This is a genomic window from Limnohabitans sp. 2KL-51 (genome assembly GCF_003063645.1).
Classification (GTDB): domain Bacteria; phylum Pseudomonadota; class Gammaproteobacteria; order Burkholderiales; family Burkholderiaceae_C; genus Limnohabitans_A.
The window spans coordinates 45,931-59,906 of the sequence record NZ_NESJ01000015.1 but is presented as its reverse complement, the minus strand read 5'-3'; the positions used below and the strand labels follow the sequence as shown (position 1 = coordinate 59,906).

The window sequence follows — 13,976 nt, the reverse complement described above, 5'->3', positions numbered from 1 at the left end:
TGATGTTTGTGAGGGGGTTAATCACGGAAGGCGTTGTCTCGCCTTTTTCTTATTGCGGGCAACAATGCGGCGACCAACATCACGACAGCGATTGCGATCAAGGTGCCAGAGATCGGACGGGTCAGGAGCACGCTCCAATCCCCACGTGAAACAAGAAGCGTTCTGCGCAGGTTCTCCTCGAGCATCGGCCCAAGCACCATGCCCAGCAACAAGGGGCCAGCTTCGCACCGGAGTTTGATGAATGCAAAGCCAATGACGGCAAACACGCCAGCGAGGTAGATATCGAAGTTATTGTTCGACAGCGTGTACAGGCCAATCACGCAAAAACAAACGATCGATGGAAACAAGAACCGATAAGGCACCGTCAGGAGCTTCACCCAAATGCCGATGAACGGCAGGTTGAGGATGATCAACATCAAGTTGCCGATCCACATCGAAGCAATGAGACCCCAGAACAAGTCGGGGTTTTCAACCATGACCTTGGGGCCTGGTGTGATGCCCATGACCACCATCGCGCCAATCATCAATGCCATCACGGGGTTGGGTGGTATACCCAGCGTCAGCATCGGGATGAAGGAGGTTTGTGCCGCCGCATTGTTTGCACTTTCAGGTCCGGCCACGCCCTCAATGGCACCGTGTCCAAATCGCTCGGGTGTCTTGGAGACCCGTTTTTCCAGCGTATAAGAAACAAACGACGCCAGGATGGCACCACCACCGGGTAGGACACCCAGCAAGGAGCCGAGTGCCGTACCCCGCAAAACAGCAGGCATCGCTTGCCGAAAGTCCTCACGTGTTGGCCATAAGTTTTTGACGTCACGTGTAAAGACTTCACGCGATTCAGGGGGGCGATTCAGGTTGCCGATGATTTCGCCAAAGCCGAAAAGACCCATAGCGACTGCGACGAACCCAAGACCGTCGGTCAACTCTGGAATGCCAAAGCTAAAGCGCTCGACACCTGACAAGGGATCGGTGTTGATCTGGCCAAGCAAGAGACCTAGAAGCACCATACCAACAGCCTTCATGACTGCTCCAGAAGCCAGCACAACGGCACCGATCAAACCAAGCAGCATCAACGCAGCGTATTCCGCAGGACCAAAGGCAAATGCAATCCCTGCCAGTGCTGGTGCAAAAGCCGCCAACACCAAGGTACCCACGCAACCTGCAAAGAATGAGCCAAGTCCAGCCGCCGCCAGCGCAGCGCCAGCCCGCCCCTTGCGTGCCATCTGATACCCATCAATGGCCGTGACGATTGAGCTCGATTCTCCGGGTAGGTTGATCAGGATGGCCGTGGTCGAGCCGCCGTACTGTGCACCGTAATAGACGCCTGCCAGCATGATCAGCGCGGCCGTCGGATCCAGTGTGTAGATCGACGGCAAAAGCATCGCGATGGCAGGCACAGGCCCCAATCCTGGCAGAACGCCTATGAGGGTTCCGATAAAAACACCGCCTAGCGCGAAGGCCAGATTCTGCAAGGTCAGCGCAACTCCGAATCCGGTTGCCAAGTTGGAAAACAGGTCCATCTTCTCGTCTCTTTATATTTTGCTTGGCATGATGGGAATACGCAGCTCCAGCCCAACGACAAAGAGCAACCAACTGCCTAAGGTGAGGACTGCCGCCAAGCCAAACGCCTCACGTAATTTGAAGTCGCTCGTAGCAAAGCAAGTGAGTACGATGACGAACGGCAGGGTGATCAACATGCCGACGCGCGGCAAGAGGAAACCGGCTCCCAGCACTGCAGCGACGATGACCAAAATGGGCCGCCAAATGGGTGACGTGATGCGGTCATCCTCATTGCGTTCACGGCCCAGAGCGCCGATCAACTCGATAACGCCCACCGTGGCCAGCAGCAGTCCAAGCCCAACCGGAAAATATCCAGGCCCGGGCCTTGCCGATGTGCCAAATCGATATTCAGTGGCACCGATCGCAAACGCCAAACCCACCACGATGAAAACCACACCCGACCAGAAGTCGACTTCGCTCTTTATTTTCATACCTGTCCCTCTTGCAGCGCTTGATCTGGAATGGCAACCCGAGCCACCCCGAAAACTTCCATTTGCACCAAATCGTGTAGCGGGACAACCTCGACGTCAAAAACGGGGTTCTGCGGGTCGTCGATGGCGTACTCCCGGATGCGAGGCGTTGACGGAAGATCGTCGGGGTAGACCCGCGTCAGGTCGTTCGCATCAAAGGTTTCGATGTTCAGGCCGGGATAGCACAGCGAGAAGTCCACCAGCACGTTGCCTGTGCGTGGCAGAACATGGGCGTCGCCCATGGCGAAGCTCACCGCGCCCTCGGAAGCATCTGTCGGCGTAGAAAAAACCACGCGAGCAGTTTGCTTGACCTCGTCAATTTCGTAGACCACTGCCTGACTCATTGACTCTGACGCACTTTTGACGCGCTCTCCTGTGAAAGGAATCGCCTGGTGGACGTTGTTGTTGAAGACAACGATGTGCCCTTGTGGTGTCAAACGCGGATTGTGCTGGTGGCTTGGCAAGATGAAATCAGGACCGACGGGCCTCAGCAATTTGGCCCGTAACGGCTCTGACCAGCCGATGTCGCGCGCCAAAATCCAACGGATCTGACCTGTCGATCGGTCAATCTTGATCACTGCATCGAGGTTGCGCAGCGACAGCAGCACCGAGTTATCACGCGGATCGTGGTGCACACCGTTGCCATGCGTCCAGTCCAAGTGGTCCGGAAAACCGCGTACCCACCAATATGACCAGAATGTGTCGTAGCCGATCTTGAACGGATCGAGGTGGTCGAAGCAGTTCCAGCGCCAAATCACTTCACCTTCCGGGGTGAACTCGATGACTTCGTCGCCCATCACCCATTGCGACCGCCTTGGTGCGGTAGCGTCCGTCTCGCTCGTGTAGTAGTTTTCGATAAGGCGCGGCACGGCATTGAGCGACAGGAAATTGCCGTTGGGCAGCGCATCGGGTTGGTGGTGCAAGGTCACTGCCTGTACAGGGACAGCGCCAGGTGGCATCGGGGCAGGCCCCAGGGCGGCACCCCAGCAACGCAGTGTGCGCCCCAGCCAGTCGATCTCGGTCGGGCTGTTTCGCGTCGTGTGAAAGAACAGGTGACCGTTTTCCAAAGCAGCTACCCCTGAAATCCGTGCAGGGCTGCGATAGAACCACACGATCTCACCGTCCTCGTCAAGCGCCAGGATCAGACTCCAGTCGGTGGTGAACCGACGTTGCTCGGCTGTCATGCGATGTGATCGCCCAAGCGCACGTCGCCGCACACTCAACAGCGTCAGTCCAGGCTCCATGCGGTCTCGCTGCGCACGGTTCACGCGCAAGGGTGGAAAGTCAAGGCTGCTGATGGGCGGTGCGGGTGTCTGAACAGTCAGTGGCTTTGCCGCAAACCGCTGCCCTTGGGCGTCAATCAGTGACACTTCCAGGCGGTATGACCGAGCGGGCTTCAAACCGACAACCGGCAGCGACTTGACGCCGGACTCGACCTGCCAGCGGTAACGCTGTGACACCCCCTCAGACTCCGCCATCAGTTCCAGGGTTCCGGCCACGTTCACGTCGACTGACAGCACCAAGGCCATCGGCGCAACCGGATCCGCATTCGGCACCACACTGGGCTCTTGTCGGAACACATCGGTTGTCGGCTGCGCGTTGCCCATAGACAGTCTTTGCCTTGTTTAGATACGCGCCAGCGCACGATCCAGTCTGGCCAAACCGTCCTCCAGATCGGCAGCCGTCAGGCCAGCAGATACAAAGTAGCGGTCGCCACGGCCAGCATAGACCCCTTCTTCAATCAGCGCCAAGCGCAGTCGGCGTGCCTTGTCACGATCCGCGTTTACGGCAAGGTCGCGTGCTGAGTAAGCCACCGGTAGCGAAGTAAAGTGAGCGCAGAACACGCCTCGTACGCCTTGCACCAGCAGATCGTGTCCGTGCTTGCTGCCCAGTCGCTTGAATTCGGCCATGAAGTGCGACTGCATCTCGTCGATGTACCGGTACGCTGCGCCATTGTCGCGCTCCAGCATGCGCATGGTGGTCAGGCCCGCCGTCATGCTCATGGGGGCGGCATTGAAGGTACCCGCACCGACTACAGCGTTGGAACGCAGCAGCTCGAAAATGTCCGCACGACCCGCTACCGCCGCCAGTGGCATGCCTCCTGCAATGGCCTTGCCGAAGCTGGCCAAATCGGGGGTTACGCCATAGTGACCCTGAGCACCACTCAAGCCCATCCGAAAACCTGTGATGACCTCGTCAATACAGAAGACCACGCCGTACTGGGCGCAAAGCTCTCGCACACGCTCCAAGTAACCGGGTCGTGGGATGCAGCAGCCCCCATTGGTCATGACGGCTTCCATCATGACCAGCGCGATGTCTTTGCCGTGGGTCTTGAGCAGTTCTTCTAAAGCATCTGCATCGTTCCATGGGATCTTGAAAGACTCGCGCATGGCAAATTCAGCGCGGCCTTCGGTGTGCATGGGGTCAGCTGGGTTCTCCAGCGCATAAGGGTCGACGCCCTGCTCATCGTTGACGCGGCCACCCAGAACGTTGTCCAGCCAGCCATGGTAGTGGCCCTCAAAGCGTACAAACAGGCGTCGACCTGTGAAGGCTCGCGCCAGACGCACCACCATCTGCACAGCCTCTGATCCGGTGGTCACAAATCTAACCCGGTCGGCACAGGGAACATGTCTGACGATCTTCTCAGCCAATTGCACCTCAGGCTCGGTCTGCAGCATGCCCGAGGCCACAACGAAAAGCCTTTCTAGTTGTGCATGAAGGGCGTCCTGGTATTCACGGTTGCCGTGTCCCCAAATGCCCGGGCCCATGCCGATGGCAAAGTCGATCAACTCTCGGCCATCAACGTCCCACAACCTTTGACCTACCGCCTTCTCGATGAATACCGGAGGTTCGGGGAAGGTGCGAAGATTGCTCTGCCTTCCTGGCATGACTCGCGCAGCGCGTTCGGCCAAGTATTGCGTTCGTAAGCCGAGGTTGAAATTCAATTGATCGGTTTTATTCATGCTGACAGATCCGTATCGATGACACAGACGTTGCCGCCCACAGTGGCCTCGCCACCCGCTTCTACGGTGTGGGACAACAGCTTGCCGTCACAGGGGGCATCCACCTCCATCGTGACTTTTTCACTTTCGATTTCGTACAACGTTTCACCCTTGCGAAAGATATCACCGGGCTTCTTGTGCCAGACGCTGATGGTGGCAGACTCCATGTTCATGCCAACGCGGGAGAGTTTGAGATTGACTTTCATGGGTTTCAAGGACGGCTGTCCGTCAATTGCTGAATGGTGGCAACGATGCGTTCGACGCTGGGCATCACCAGCCGCTCCAAATTGGGGGCATAGGGCATGGCAACATCTGGCACCGTCACACGGCGGATGGGGGCACGCAGCGATCCGAACGCCTTGTCGGCGACGATGGCTGCGATATGACTCGCGGCACTGCAGCTGTCACGCGATTCATCGACCAAGACCAGTCGGCCTGTCTTTTCTACCGAGCTCAGGATGCAGTCTTCATCCAGCGGAACCAGTGTGCGCGGGTCGATCACCTCGACGTGGATACTGTGTTCATTGCGCAGCACCTCGGCCGCAGCCATGGCCAGCTTGACCATGGAGCCGATGGCCACCACGGTCACGTCGCCACCCGTGCAACGCACCGCCGCCTTGCCCCAGGGCGTGACGTAATCGCCATCGGGCACCTCGCCCATCTCACCACCACGGCCACCGGCTTCCAGGAAAAAAGATGGGCTGTCGCTGCGGATACAAGACTTCATGAGTCCCTTGGCGTCTTCGGGGGTGGCGGGGACCGCCACTCGAATACCGCCCAAGTTCATCAACAACGGGTAGGGCGTGTCGGAATGGTGTGCAGCAATCGAACGCCCACCACCGTAGGCTGCCACGTAGGTCACAGGCAAACGTGCCTGCCCCCCGGTCATGTAGCGCAACTTGGCCGCCTGGTTGGCGATGGAGTCGAATCCGGTGTAGGTGAAATTGGCGAACATCATGTGCGCCACCACGCGGTGCCCTGCAGCGGCCGCGCCCAGCGCCATGCCAGTGATCAGTGTTTCCGAAATCGGTGTGTTGCGGATGCGGCTTGGCCCAAAGCGCTGCGATAGGCCACGGGTGTCACCAAAAAGGCTGATTTCTACATCTTCGCCAAATAGGATGACGCGTTCGTCGCGTGTCATCTCTTCAACGAGGGCCTCGTTGATCGCCTGAATAATTCTCTTCTTTGCCATAGATTGGTGCTCCCTCAGGCGAACATGAATTGCAGCGCTTGCTCTGGCGGAGGCGGCGGGCTGTCAATGGCAAATTGAACGGCGTCTTCGACCTGAGCGAGAACGCGGGCTTCGATGTCGGTCAACTGGTCCAACGTGGCTTGCTGAGTACTCAAGAGTTGAGCCATTTGTCGCTGGATCGGGTCGCGCTCAACCCAGGACTGAACTTCTTCTTCGCTGCGGTACTTTGCACCCTGAAGGAAACCGGTTTCGGCTTCCACATGCCCGGACATGCGGTATGTGAAGGCTTCGATGAAACTGGGACCTTCTCCGTTGCGGGCGCGTTGGACGGCCTGGCTGGCGGCGGCCCAGACTGCATCCAGGTCATTGCCATCGACCTGCACACCTGGAACGCCATAGGCGCCAGCGCGGTCCACGATACGTCCAGCCACCACGGTGTCCGAACGCGAGAACTCCGAGAACAGGTTGTTCTCGCAGATGAAGATCATGGGCAGCTTCCAAAGGGCGCTGAGGTTGAGGGCCTCGCTCATCACGCCTTGGGTGGACGCGCCATCACCAAAGAAAGCGACAGACACGCCGCCATCACCCTGCAAAGACTGCGAATAGGCCGCACCGCAGATGAGGCTGATGCCACCGCCGACGATGCCATTGGCGCCCAAGATGCCCTTGCTCAGATCTGCCACGTGCATGGTGCCGCCCATTCCCTTGCACACACCCGTTACCTTGGCATGGATCTCGGCCATCATGGCCCGCACGTCACCGCCTTTGGCCAGGAAGTGGCCATGCCCACGGTGGTTGCTGGCGATCCAGTCGGCGTCGCGCAAGTGTTGGCACACACCCACACCGACTGCTTCCTGTCCGCTGTAAAGGTGCACGCCTGCAATCAACTTGCCCGCCTTGAAGTCCGCGCCCAAGCGCTCTTCAACACGGCGGATCAGCAGCATTCGCTCATACATGGCCAGGCGTTCGGCCGTGCTGGGACGGTTATCCCCGGGGTTCTCTTTCATGGCTTGAATCTCGGTCTTGTCGTCACATGGTTGAAGGAGGGGTCATTGACCCATGCGTTTACTAATTTTAATCACGTCATTTCTTTAAAAGCAATGATTTTTTTGGCTCCTTGTCACCTACGACACATTCTCAACCAGATTTAGCTCACAAAATCTACTTCTTTAGATCAATTTGGATTTGTTAAAACCGTTATAAATCTTTATCTATTACTTATTAAGAAATGCTGTTTCTTTATTTGCAAATTTTGCTGTTCATCAATGATGCAGGAATCAAGAGTTCCAGGACCTCAACCGCTGAAAACACCACACCCCCGTGGGTTTCAATCCACGCAGTTTGTGGTCAACTCGATCAGGGCCACCCGTTTCGCCTTTATCAAAATGTCAGCAGCTGCTGCTCATATGTCGTGCAGCCGGAGAGGGGCGAACTCATGGTCTTTGTAACCTCATGGGTTAAAAACCTAACGAGGGCAGGTGGTAACGGCACTGGACCGCAACCACTTGAATGCTTTGGAAGGTTAGGAGCGTTACAATTATCGTTACACGAGAACTCTTTGCTGCTGCGAGCATAAGCCTGCGGGGCCTTTCCATCCAGAAGAAAAACACCTTCCGTCATGGACCCGACCACCCCATCGAAGCCCGACTTCAAACCAAAAAAGTCGTGCCAAATCATTGTCTTACGACATCCTGATGTGAAAATATTGGGACATGAACACCCATGAGCAAGACCGTTGCCAAAGCCCTGACCATCCTCAAGCAATTCACGCCCGCCGCAGGTGACCTGGGTGCCAGCGATGTGTCTCGGCTATTGGGCATGGACAAGGTGATTGCCTACCGTTTGCTGCGCACCTTGGCGGCGGAGGACTTCCTGGTACAAGACCCATCCACCAAGAAATACCGATTGGGGCCTGGCCTCATTGAATTGGCCAGCCACAACCTGCGCCAAGTACCTGCTGGAGAGGTGGCACGGCCATGGATGGAGAGCTTGCGCGATCTGTGTGACGAAACCGTCATGTTCGTTGTACGCCGTGGCACGGAAACCGTTGTATCGCTGCCCCTGGAAAGCCGCCAACCCATGCGAGTTGCGGCCAACGTCGGTGATGCAGAGTCCATGCACAGCACCGCATCTGGCAAGGTGATGCTGGCCTTCGGGCCCGATTCACTGTTCGACGAAGTGCTGGTGACCGGTTTGCCAGCCGTCACGCCGCGCACCCTGATCAGCCCTGACAAGTTGCGCGCCGAGGTCAAGCGCGTGCGGGTGCGCGGCTGGGCACTGGACAACGAAGAGTGTGTTGCCGGCATCCGAGCATTTGCAGCGGGCGTGTTTGGTCGGCGTGGCGAAATCGAAGGCTGCCTGGCCATCCGCGGACCCGCCAGCCGACTGACTGACGCCGTCATCGAAAAACTGGCACCTGAGCTTGTAAGCGCAGCGCTGGAGGTCTCCAAGAAACTAGGATTTGACCCGGCCACCTGAACCCCTTGGCGTTCCTCCATCGTTATCTTGATGAACAGCCCTCGGTGACCACCCGGATGGGTCAGGGTTAGGTTGTCGCTCGATTGGGTGTCTTGCATGCACTGACGTCACCACAGTCTTCGGCACCATCGCATCAAGCCCGTGTTGGAGGCTGGAATTTTGTTGCCCACGAGTGCGTTGTATCGGGAATGGAAGTCCATGCCCAACCATGGGCAGATGCCGCCCGTTGTGATTTTTCCAATCCTTGAATCATCAACCAACGAGCGTGGCTGTGCGCAGTTACACCGAACGCATCAACCCACCATCAATCCGTAAGCTCTGGCCCGTGATGTAAGCCGCTGCATCCGAGGCCAAAAAGGCGATGGTCGCGGCCACTTCTTCGCTGGTGCCGTAACGCTGCATGGGCACACTTTGGCGGCGCTGCTCTTGGGCGGGCAGGCTGTCGATCCAGCCGGGCAGTACATTGTTCATGCGCACCTGGTGCACCGCGTTCTCGTCGGCAAAGAGCTTGGTGAAAGCGGCCAAGCCAGCGCGCGCCACCGCTGAGGTCGGGAACATCGCGCTGGGCTCGACCACCCAGGCGGTAGAGATATTGACGATGGACCCCGATTTTTGCTGGACCATGATGGGCGCCACCACCCGCACGGCGCGCACCACGTTTAAGAAATACATGTCGAGCCCCAAGTGCCACTGCGCATCGGTCAACTCGAGCAACGGGCCCTTGGGGCCGTGGCCTGCGCTGTTGACCAGCACGTCGATGCGGCCCCAGCGCGCCATGGTTTGATCGACCAGCTTTTGCAGGTCTTCGCTCGACAGGTTGGAGCCCGTCAGGCCGATGCCGCCCAACTCGCGGCCCAGCGCCTCGCCCTTGCCGGACGAAGACAACACCGCCACCTGAAAACCATCTTGCGCCAGCTTGCGCGCTGCAGCTGCGCCCATGCCACTGCCGCCGCCCACCACCACCGCCACTTTGTTGCTCATGCTTTGCTCCTTGTTTGTGTCAGTTTTCTAAACATCTTGCCAGACCACTGGCCCAAGTCATCCAGGTAGGTGAACACCACCGGGATAACCAGCAAGCTGAGCACCGTGCTGGTGAGCAAGCCGCCAATCACTGCAATGGCCATGGGTGAGCGGAAACTCGCGTCGGCCGCGCCCCAGCCCACGGCAATGGGCAGCATGCCCGCGCCCATGGCAATGGTGGTCATGACGATGGGCCGGGCGCGTTTGTGGCAAGCATCCAGCATCGCGTCCCAGCGGCTCATGCCGGGCACGGCGGGGTGATCGCCCTCGGCAGGTTTGCCGCGTCGCGCCTCAATTGCGTACTCCACCAACAAGATGGAGTTCTTGGTGGCGATGCCCATGAGCATGATGAGACCAATCAGCGAAGGCATGGAAAAGCTCTTATCCGCGATCAACAAGCCCACAAACGCGCCACCCAGCGACAGCGGCAGCGCCGCCAAAATCGTGATGGGGTGCAAGAAGCCTTTGAACAGCAGCACCAGCACGATGTAGATGCACAGCACGCCGATCATCATGGCCAAGCCAAAGCTGGCAAAGAGTTCGCCCATGACTTCGGCGTCGCCCACTTCGACCACCTTCACGCCCGGGGGCAGGCTTTGCAGTGCGGGCAGTTGTTGCACGGCTTGCGTCACGTCGCCCAGCGGCATGCCCGAGAGCTCGATTTCGAAGTTGATGTTGCGCTGGCGGTCGTAGCGGTCAATCACGGCCGGGCCGCCCGCCACCTCGATGCTGGCCACCTGGCCCAGCATGACGGGGCCACGGCTGCCGGGCACCATCAGGCGCTCGAGCGTGGCCAGGTCTTGCCGGGATGCGTCGCCCAGTTTCACGACGATGGGCACTTGGCGCTCCGACAAATTGAGCTTGGGCAGGGCGGCATCGTAGTCGCCCAAAGTGGCCACACGCAAGGTGTCGCTGATTGCGGCGCTGGTCACGCCCAGGTCGGCGGCTTTGGCAAAGTCGGGGCGCACTGCGATCTCGGGGCGCACCAAGCTGGCCGTCGATGCGATCGAGCCCAAGCCTGAAATAGTGCGCAGGTCGCGCTCCACCGCCATGGCAGCCGTTTGCAGGGCCTGCGGGTCTTCGCCCGTGAGCACCAACACGTATTTCTCACCCGATCCGCCCAGGCCTACCTTGGTGCGCACGCCGGGTAATTGCTGCAAAGCAGTGCGTATGTCGTTTTCAATCACCTGCTTGCGCGGGCGTGTGCCGCGCTCGCTCAATTGGATGGTAAGCGTGGCCTTGCGCACCTCGGCCGCACCGCCACCCGCAAACGGGTCGCTGCCCGCACTGCCGCCGCCAATGGTGGTGTAGACGCTCTTCACGTCGTTCACCGACATGAGCAGCGTGCGGGCGTGTTCGGCACTGGCCTGGGTTTGCGCCAAAGTCGAACCCGGTGGCAGCTCCACATAGACCTGGGTTTGCGAATTGTCGTCCGGCGGGATGAAGCCCTTGGGCAACAAAGGCACCAGCATGATGGAGCCGATGAAAAACAAGGTGGCCAGCACCATGGTGACCAGGCGGTGCCTCATGCACCAGGTGGCCCAGACCAGGTAGCGCTTGAGCCAGCCCGGCTCGTGCGCGGCTGTGACGATGGGCTTCAAAATGTAGGCCGCCATCATGGGCGTGAGCACCCGCGCCACCACCAGCGAAGCGAACACCGCCAGCGACGCCGTCCAGCCAAACTGCTTGAAGAACTTGCCCGGAATGCCGCTCATGAAAGCCGTGGGCAAAAATACCGCGATCAGGGTGAAGGTGGTGGCGATCACGGCCAGACCAATTTCATCGGCCGCTTCCATGGCTGCTTGGTAGGGCGACTTGCCCATGCGCAAATGGCGCACGATGTTTTCTACCTCCACAATCGCGTCGTCCACCAGCACGCCGATCACCAACGACAGCGCCAGCAAAGTCACCACGTTGATGGAAAAGCCCAAGTAAGCCATGCCAATGAAGGCAGGGATGACCGACAGCGGCAGCGCCACCGCCGAGACAAAGGTGGCCCGCCAATCGCGCAAGAACAACCAGACCACCAGCACCGCCAAAATCGCGCCCTCGTACAGCAGCAGCAAAGAGCCGTTGTATTCCTCTTCCACCGGGGTCACAAAGTCAAAGGATTCGGTGATCTCGATGTCCGGGTTTTGCAAACGGTAGTCGGCCAGCGCCTGACGCACCAAGCGGCCCACGGCCACTTCACTCTCGCCCTTGCTGCGCACCACTTCAAAACCCACCACGGGCTTGCCGTCCAGTGCTGCGGCTGATCGGGCATCGGCCAGCGTGTCGCTCACCGTGGCCAATTGGTCCAAACGCACCCGCCCGCCACGAGATGTGGCCAACTCGATCTGCCCCACCTCTTGCGCCGTCTTGACGGTGGCCAGCGTGCGAACGGGTTGTTCACCCACGCCCAGCGCCATGCGTCCGCCCGAGCCTTCTTGCTGCACCTGCTTGAGTTGGCGCGACACTTCGGCCGCCGTGATGCCCAGCGACTGCAGGCGGTTCACATCCAAAGCCACACGCACTTCTCTTGTCACGCCACCCACGCGGTTGACGGCACCCACACCACGCAGCGACAAAAGCTTGCGCGTGATCTCTTTGTCGACCAACCACGACAGCGCTTCGTCGTCCATGCGCGCCGAACGCACGGTGTAGGCCAACACGGGGGTGCCCGCCAGGTTGAGCTTTTGCACCACCGGGTCGCGCAGGTCACCGGGCAAATCGGCCCGCACGCCCTGAATGGCCGAGCGCACATCGTCCACCGCCTCCTGACTGGGTTTTTCCATGCGGAACTCGGCGGTGATCGACACCACGCCGTCTTGCACCTTGGTGGTGATGTGTTTGAGGCCCTGTAGTGGGGCCAGCGCGTTCTCGAGCTTGCGGGCCACATCGGTTTCGAGCTGCGAGGGCGCTACACCGGGCAGGCTGGCAGTCACCGAGATGGTGGGCACGTCCAGGTCCGGAAAGTTTTGCACTTTCATGGACCCAAAGGCAATGAAGCCGGCCACCGTCAGCAGCACAAATAGCATGACGGCGGGGATCGGGTTGCGGATCGACCACGAAGAGACGTTGATCATGGCGTCCCTTTATTTGGTGGCGGGTGCAGCGGAGAGAGCGGAGGAAACGGCCGTGTCGACCACACGCACCGTATCGCCATGGTTCAAAAATGCACCGCCACTGGCCACCACGCGGGCATCGGGCTTCAGGCCACGGCTCACCTCCACGCGATCGCCGCTTTGGCGTCCGGTTTGTACCTTGAGCTGGCTGACTTTCTGATCAGAACCCACGGTGTAGACGTAGCTGAAGCCATCGCGTACCACCACGGCGCTTTGCGGCACTGTGAGCGCCTGGCTTTGGCCCAGCGCAATCTCGCCTTGGGCGTACATGCCTGCGCGGGCGCTGCCAGTGGCGGCGGGCAAGTCAACGTACACGATGGCGTTGCGGGTTTGCGCATCGACCGAGGGCGCAACCATGCGCACCTTGCCTTGCAACTGCTGGCCGCTTGCGGCCTTCACTTGTACCGGAGCACCCACCTGGATGCGACCCATCTCGGCTGCTGTGACTTCAGCGCGCCACTCGATACGGCCCTGGCGAATCAAGCGAAACAACTCAGTGCCCGCGCCCACCACGCTGCCCACCGTGGCTTGCCGCGCCGAAATCACACCCGCATCGGGCGCACGCACTTGGGTTTGCGCCAGGCGCACATTTTGCAGCTGCACCAGAGCGCGAGCCGACTGCACACGCGCTTGCGCTGACGCATCGGCAGCCAAGGTCTGGCTCAGTTGCGCGTTGCTGAAAAAGCCCTGCTGCTGCAAGCTGCGTGCGCGGTCAGATTGGGCTTTGGCTTCTTGCGCACTGGCCGTGGCTTCTGCAAGTGCGGCCTCGGCTTGCGCCAGCTCGGCGCGCAGGGTGTCTGCCTGCAAGACCGCCAACACATCGCCGCGCTGCACCCGGTCGCCCACATTCACGTGCACTTCGGTGATCTTCAGGCCATTGGCTTCAGCGCCGATGATGGCTTCTTGCCAAGGAGCCAGGTTGCCGTTGGCGCTGATTTTCTGGGACAAGCTGGCAGTTTGGGGCGTGACCACGGTCACTGTCAATGACGGCTTAGAAGCGGCGGGTTGCTGGCGGTCATCGGCTGCCTGGGCGACCCAAGCCAAACTCCACAAAACACCAGCCCACACCCAGATACCGCTTTTTTTCATGACACTACTCTTGACTACACGCCCTCTTGGCGCCGGCCAAGTTTAGCGGTCAAGCGTTAAA

The 13,976-nt window shown here is 59.4% G+C and carries 11 protein-coding genes; 1 reads left to right on the top strand and 10 read right to left on the bottom strand.

The window, feature by feature from the left end; translation table 11 throughout:
* Positions 1 to 17 precede the first annotated feature (17 nt).
* Genes B9Z49_RS15810 through B9Z49_RS15780 form a run of 7 tightly spaced genes read right to left on the bottom strand, consistent with a single transcriptional unit; the run spans position 18 to position 7,231 of the window.
* On the bottom strand, positions 18 to 1,520 hold the full coding sequence (locus B9Z49_RS15810) for a tripartite tricarboxylate transporter permease (protein ID WP_108354406.1): 1,503 nt from the start codon (positions 1,518 to 1,520) through the stop codon (positions 18 to 20).
* Positions 1,521 to 1,532: 12 nt separating this feature from the next.
* Positions 1,533 to 1,991: a tripartite tricarboxylate transporter TctB family protein gene (locus B9Z49_RS15805; RefSeq protein ID WP_108354405.1), complete on the bottom strand. Its 459-nt coding sequence runs from the start codon at positions 1,989 to 1,991 to the stop codon at positions 1,533 to 1,535.
* Positions 1,988 to 3,637: an aryl-sulfate sulfotransferase gene (locus B9Z49_RS15800; RefSeq protein WP_108354404.1), complete on the bottom strand. Its 1,650-nt coding sequence runs from the start codon at positions 3,635 to 3,637 to the stop codon at positions 1,988 to 1,990. The genes B9Z49_RS15805 and B9Z49_RS15800 overlap by 4 nt, the downstream gene beginning before the upstream one ends.
* 18 nt (positions 3,638 to 3,655) lie before the next feature.
* Complete coding sequence (locus tag B9Z49_RS15795; protein WP_108354403.1) at positions 3,656 to 4,993, bottom strand: aspartate aminotransferase family protein; 1,338 nt, start codon at positions 4,991 to 4,993, stop codon at positions 3,656 to 3,658.
* Positions 4,990 to 5,238 (bottom strand): lipoyl domain-containing protein, encoded by a 249-nt coding sequence (locus B9Z49_RS15790; RefSeq protein ID WP_108354402.1) that lies wholly within the window; start codon positions 5,236 to 5,238, stop codon positions 4,990 to 4,992. The genes B9Z49_RS15795 and B9Z49_RS15790 overlap by 4 nt, the downstream gene beginning before the upstream one ends.
* A 5-nt stretch (positions 5,239 to 5,243) precedes the next feature.
* Complete coding sequence (locus tag B9Z49_RS15785; protein WP_108354401.1) at positions 5,244 to 6,224, bottom strand: alpha-ketoacid dehydrogenase subunit beta; 981 nt, start codon at positions 6,222 to 6,224, stop codon at positions 5,244 to 5,246.
* A 14-nt stretch (positions 6,225 to 6,238) separates the two neighbouring features.
* The gene (locus B9Z49_RS15780) at positions 6,239 to 7,231 is read right to left on the bottom strand and encodes a thiamine pyrophosphate-dependent dehydrogenase E1 component subunit alpha (RefSeq protein ID WP_108354400.1); all 993 of its coding nucleotides are present in this window, start codon (positions 7,229 to 7,231) and stop codon (positions 6,239 to 6,241) included.
* A gap of 715 nt (positions 7,232 to 7,946) precedes the next feature.
* Here B9Z49_RS15780 and B9Z49_RS15775 point away from each other — a divergent pair.
* Entirely contained in the window at positions 7,947 to 8,702 is a 756-nt protein-coding gene (locus B9Z49_RS15775; protein ID WP_108354399.1) for an IclR family transcriptional regulator, read from the top strand.
* A gap of 279 nt (positions 8,703 to 8,981) precedes the next feature.
* Here B9Z49_RS15775 and B9Z49_RS15770 read toward each other — a convergent pair whose 3' ends face one another.
* Genes B9Z49_RS15770 through B9Z49_RS15760 form a run of 3 tightly spaced genes read right to left on the bottom strand, consistent with a single transcriptional unit; the run spans position 8,982 to position 13,915 of the window.
* Positions 8,982 to 9,683 carry an SDR family oxidoreductase gene (locus tag B9Z49_RS15770; protein WP_108354398.1) on the bottom strand — a complete coding sequence of 234 codons (702 nt, stop codon included), beginning with the start codon at positions 9,681 to 9,683 and terminating at the stop codon, positions 8,982 to 8,984.
* Positions 9,680 to 12,787 (bottom strand): efflux RND transporter permease subunit, encoded by a 3,108-nt coding sequence (locus B9Z49_RS15765; RefSeq protein WP_233254656.1) that lies wholly within the window; start codon positions 12,785 to 12,787, stop codon positions 9,680 to 9,682. Before B9Z49_RS15765 ends, B9Z49_RS15770 begins: the two co-directional genes overlap by 4 nt.
* Before the next feature lie 9 nt (positions 12,788 to 12,796).
* Positions 12,797 to 13,915 carry an efflux RND transporter periplasmic adaptor subunit gene (locus B9Z49_RS15760; protein WP_108354397.1) on the bottom strand — a complete coding sequence of 373 codons (1,119 nt, stop codon included), beginning with the start codon at positions 13,913 to 13,915 and terminating at the stop codon, positions 12,797 to 12,799.
* Between the last annotated feature and the right edge of the window lie 61 nt (positions 13,916 to 13,976).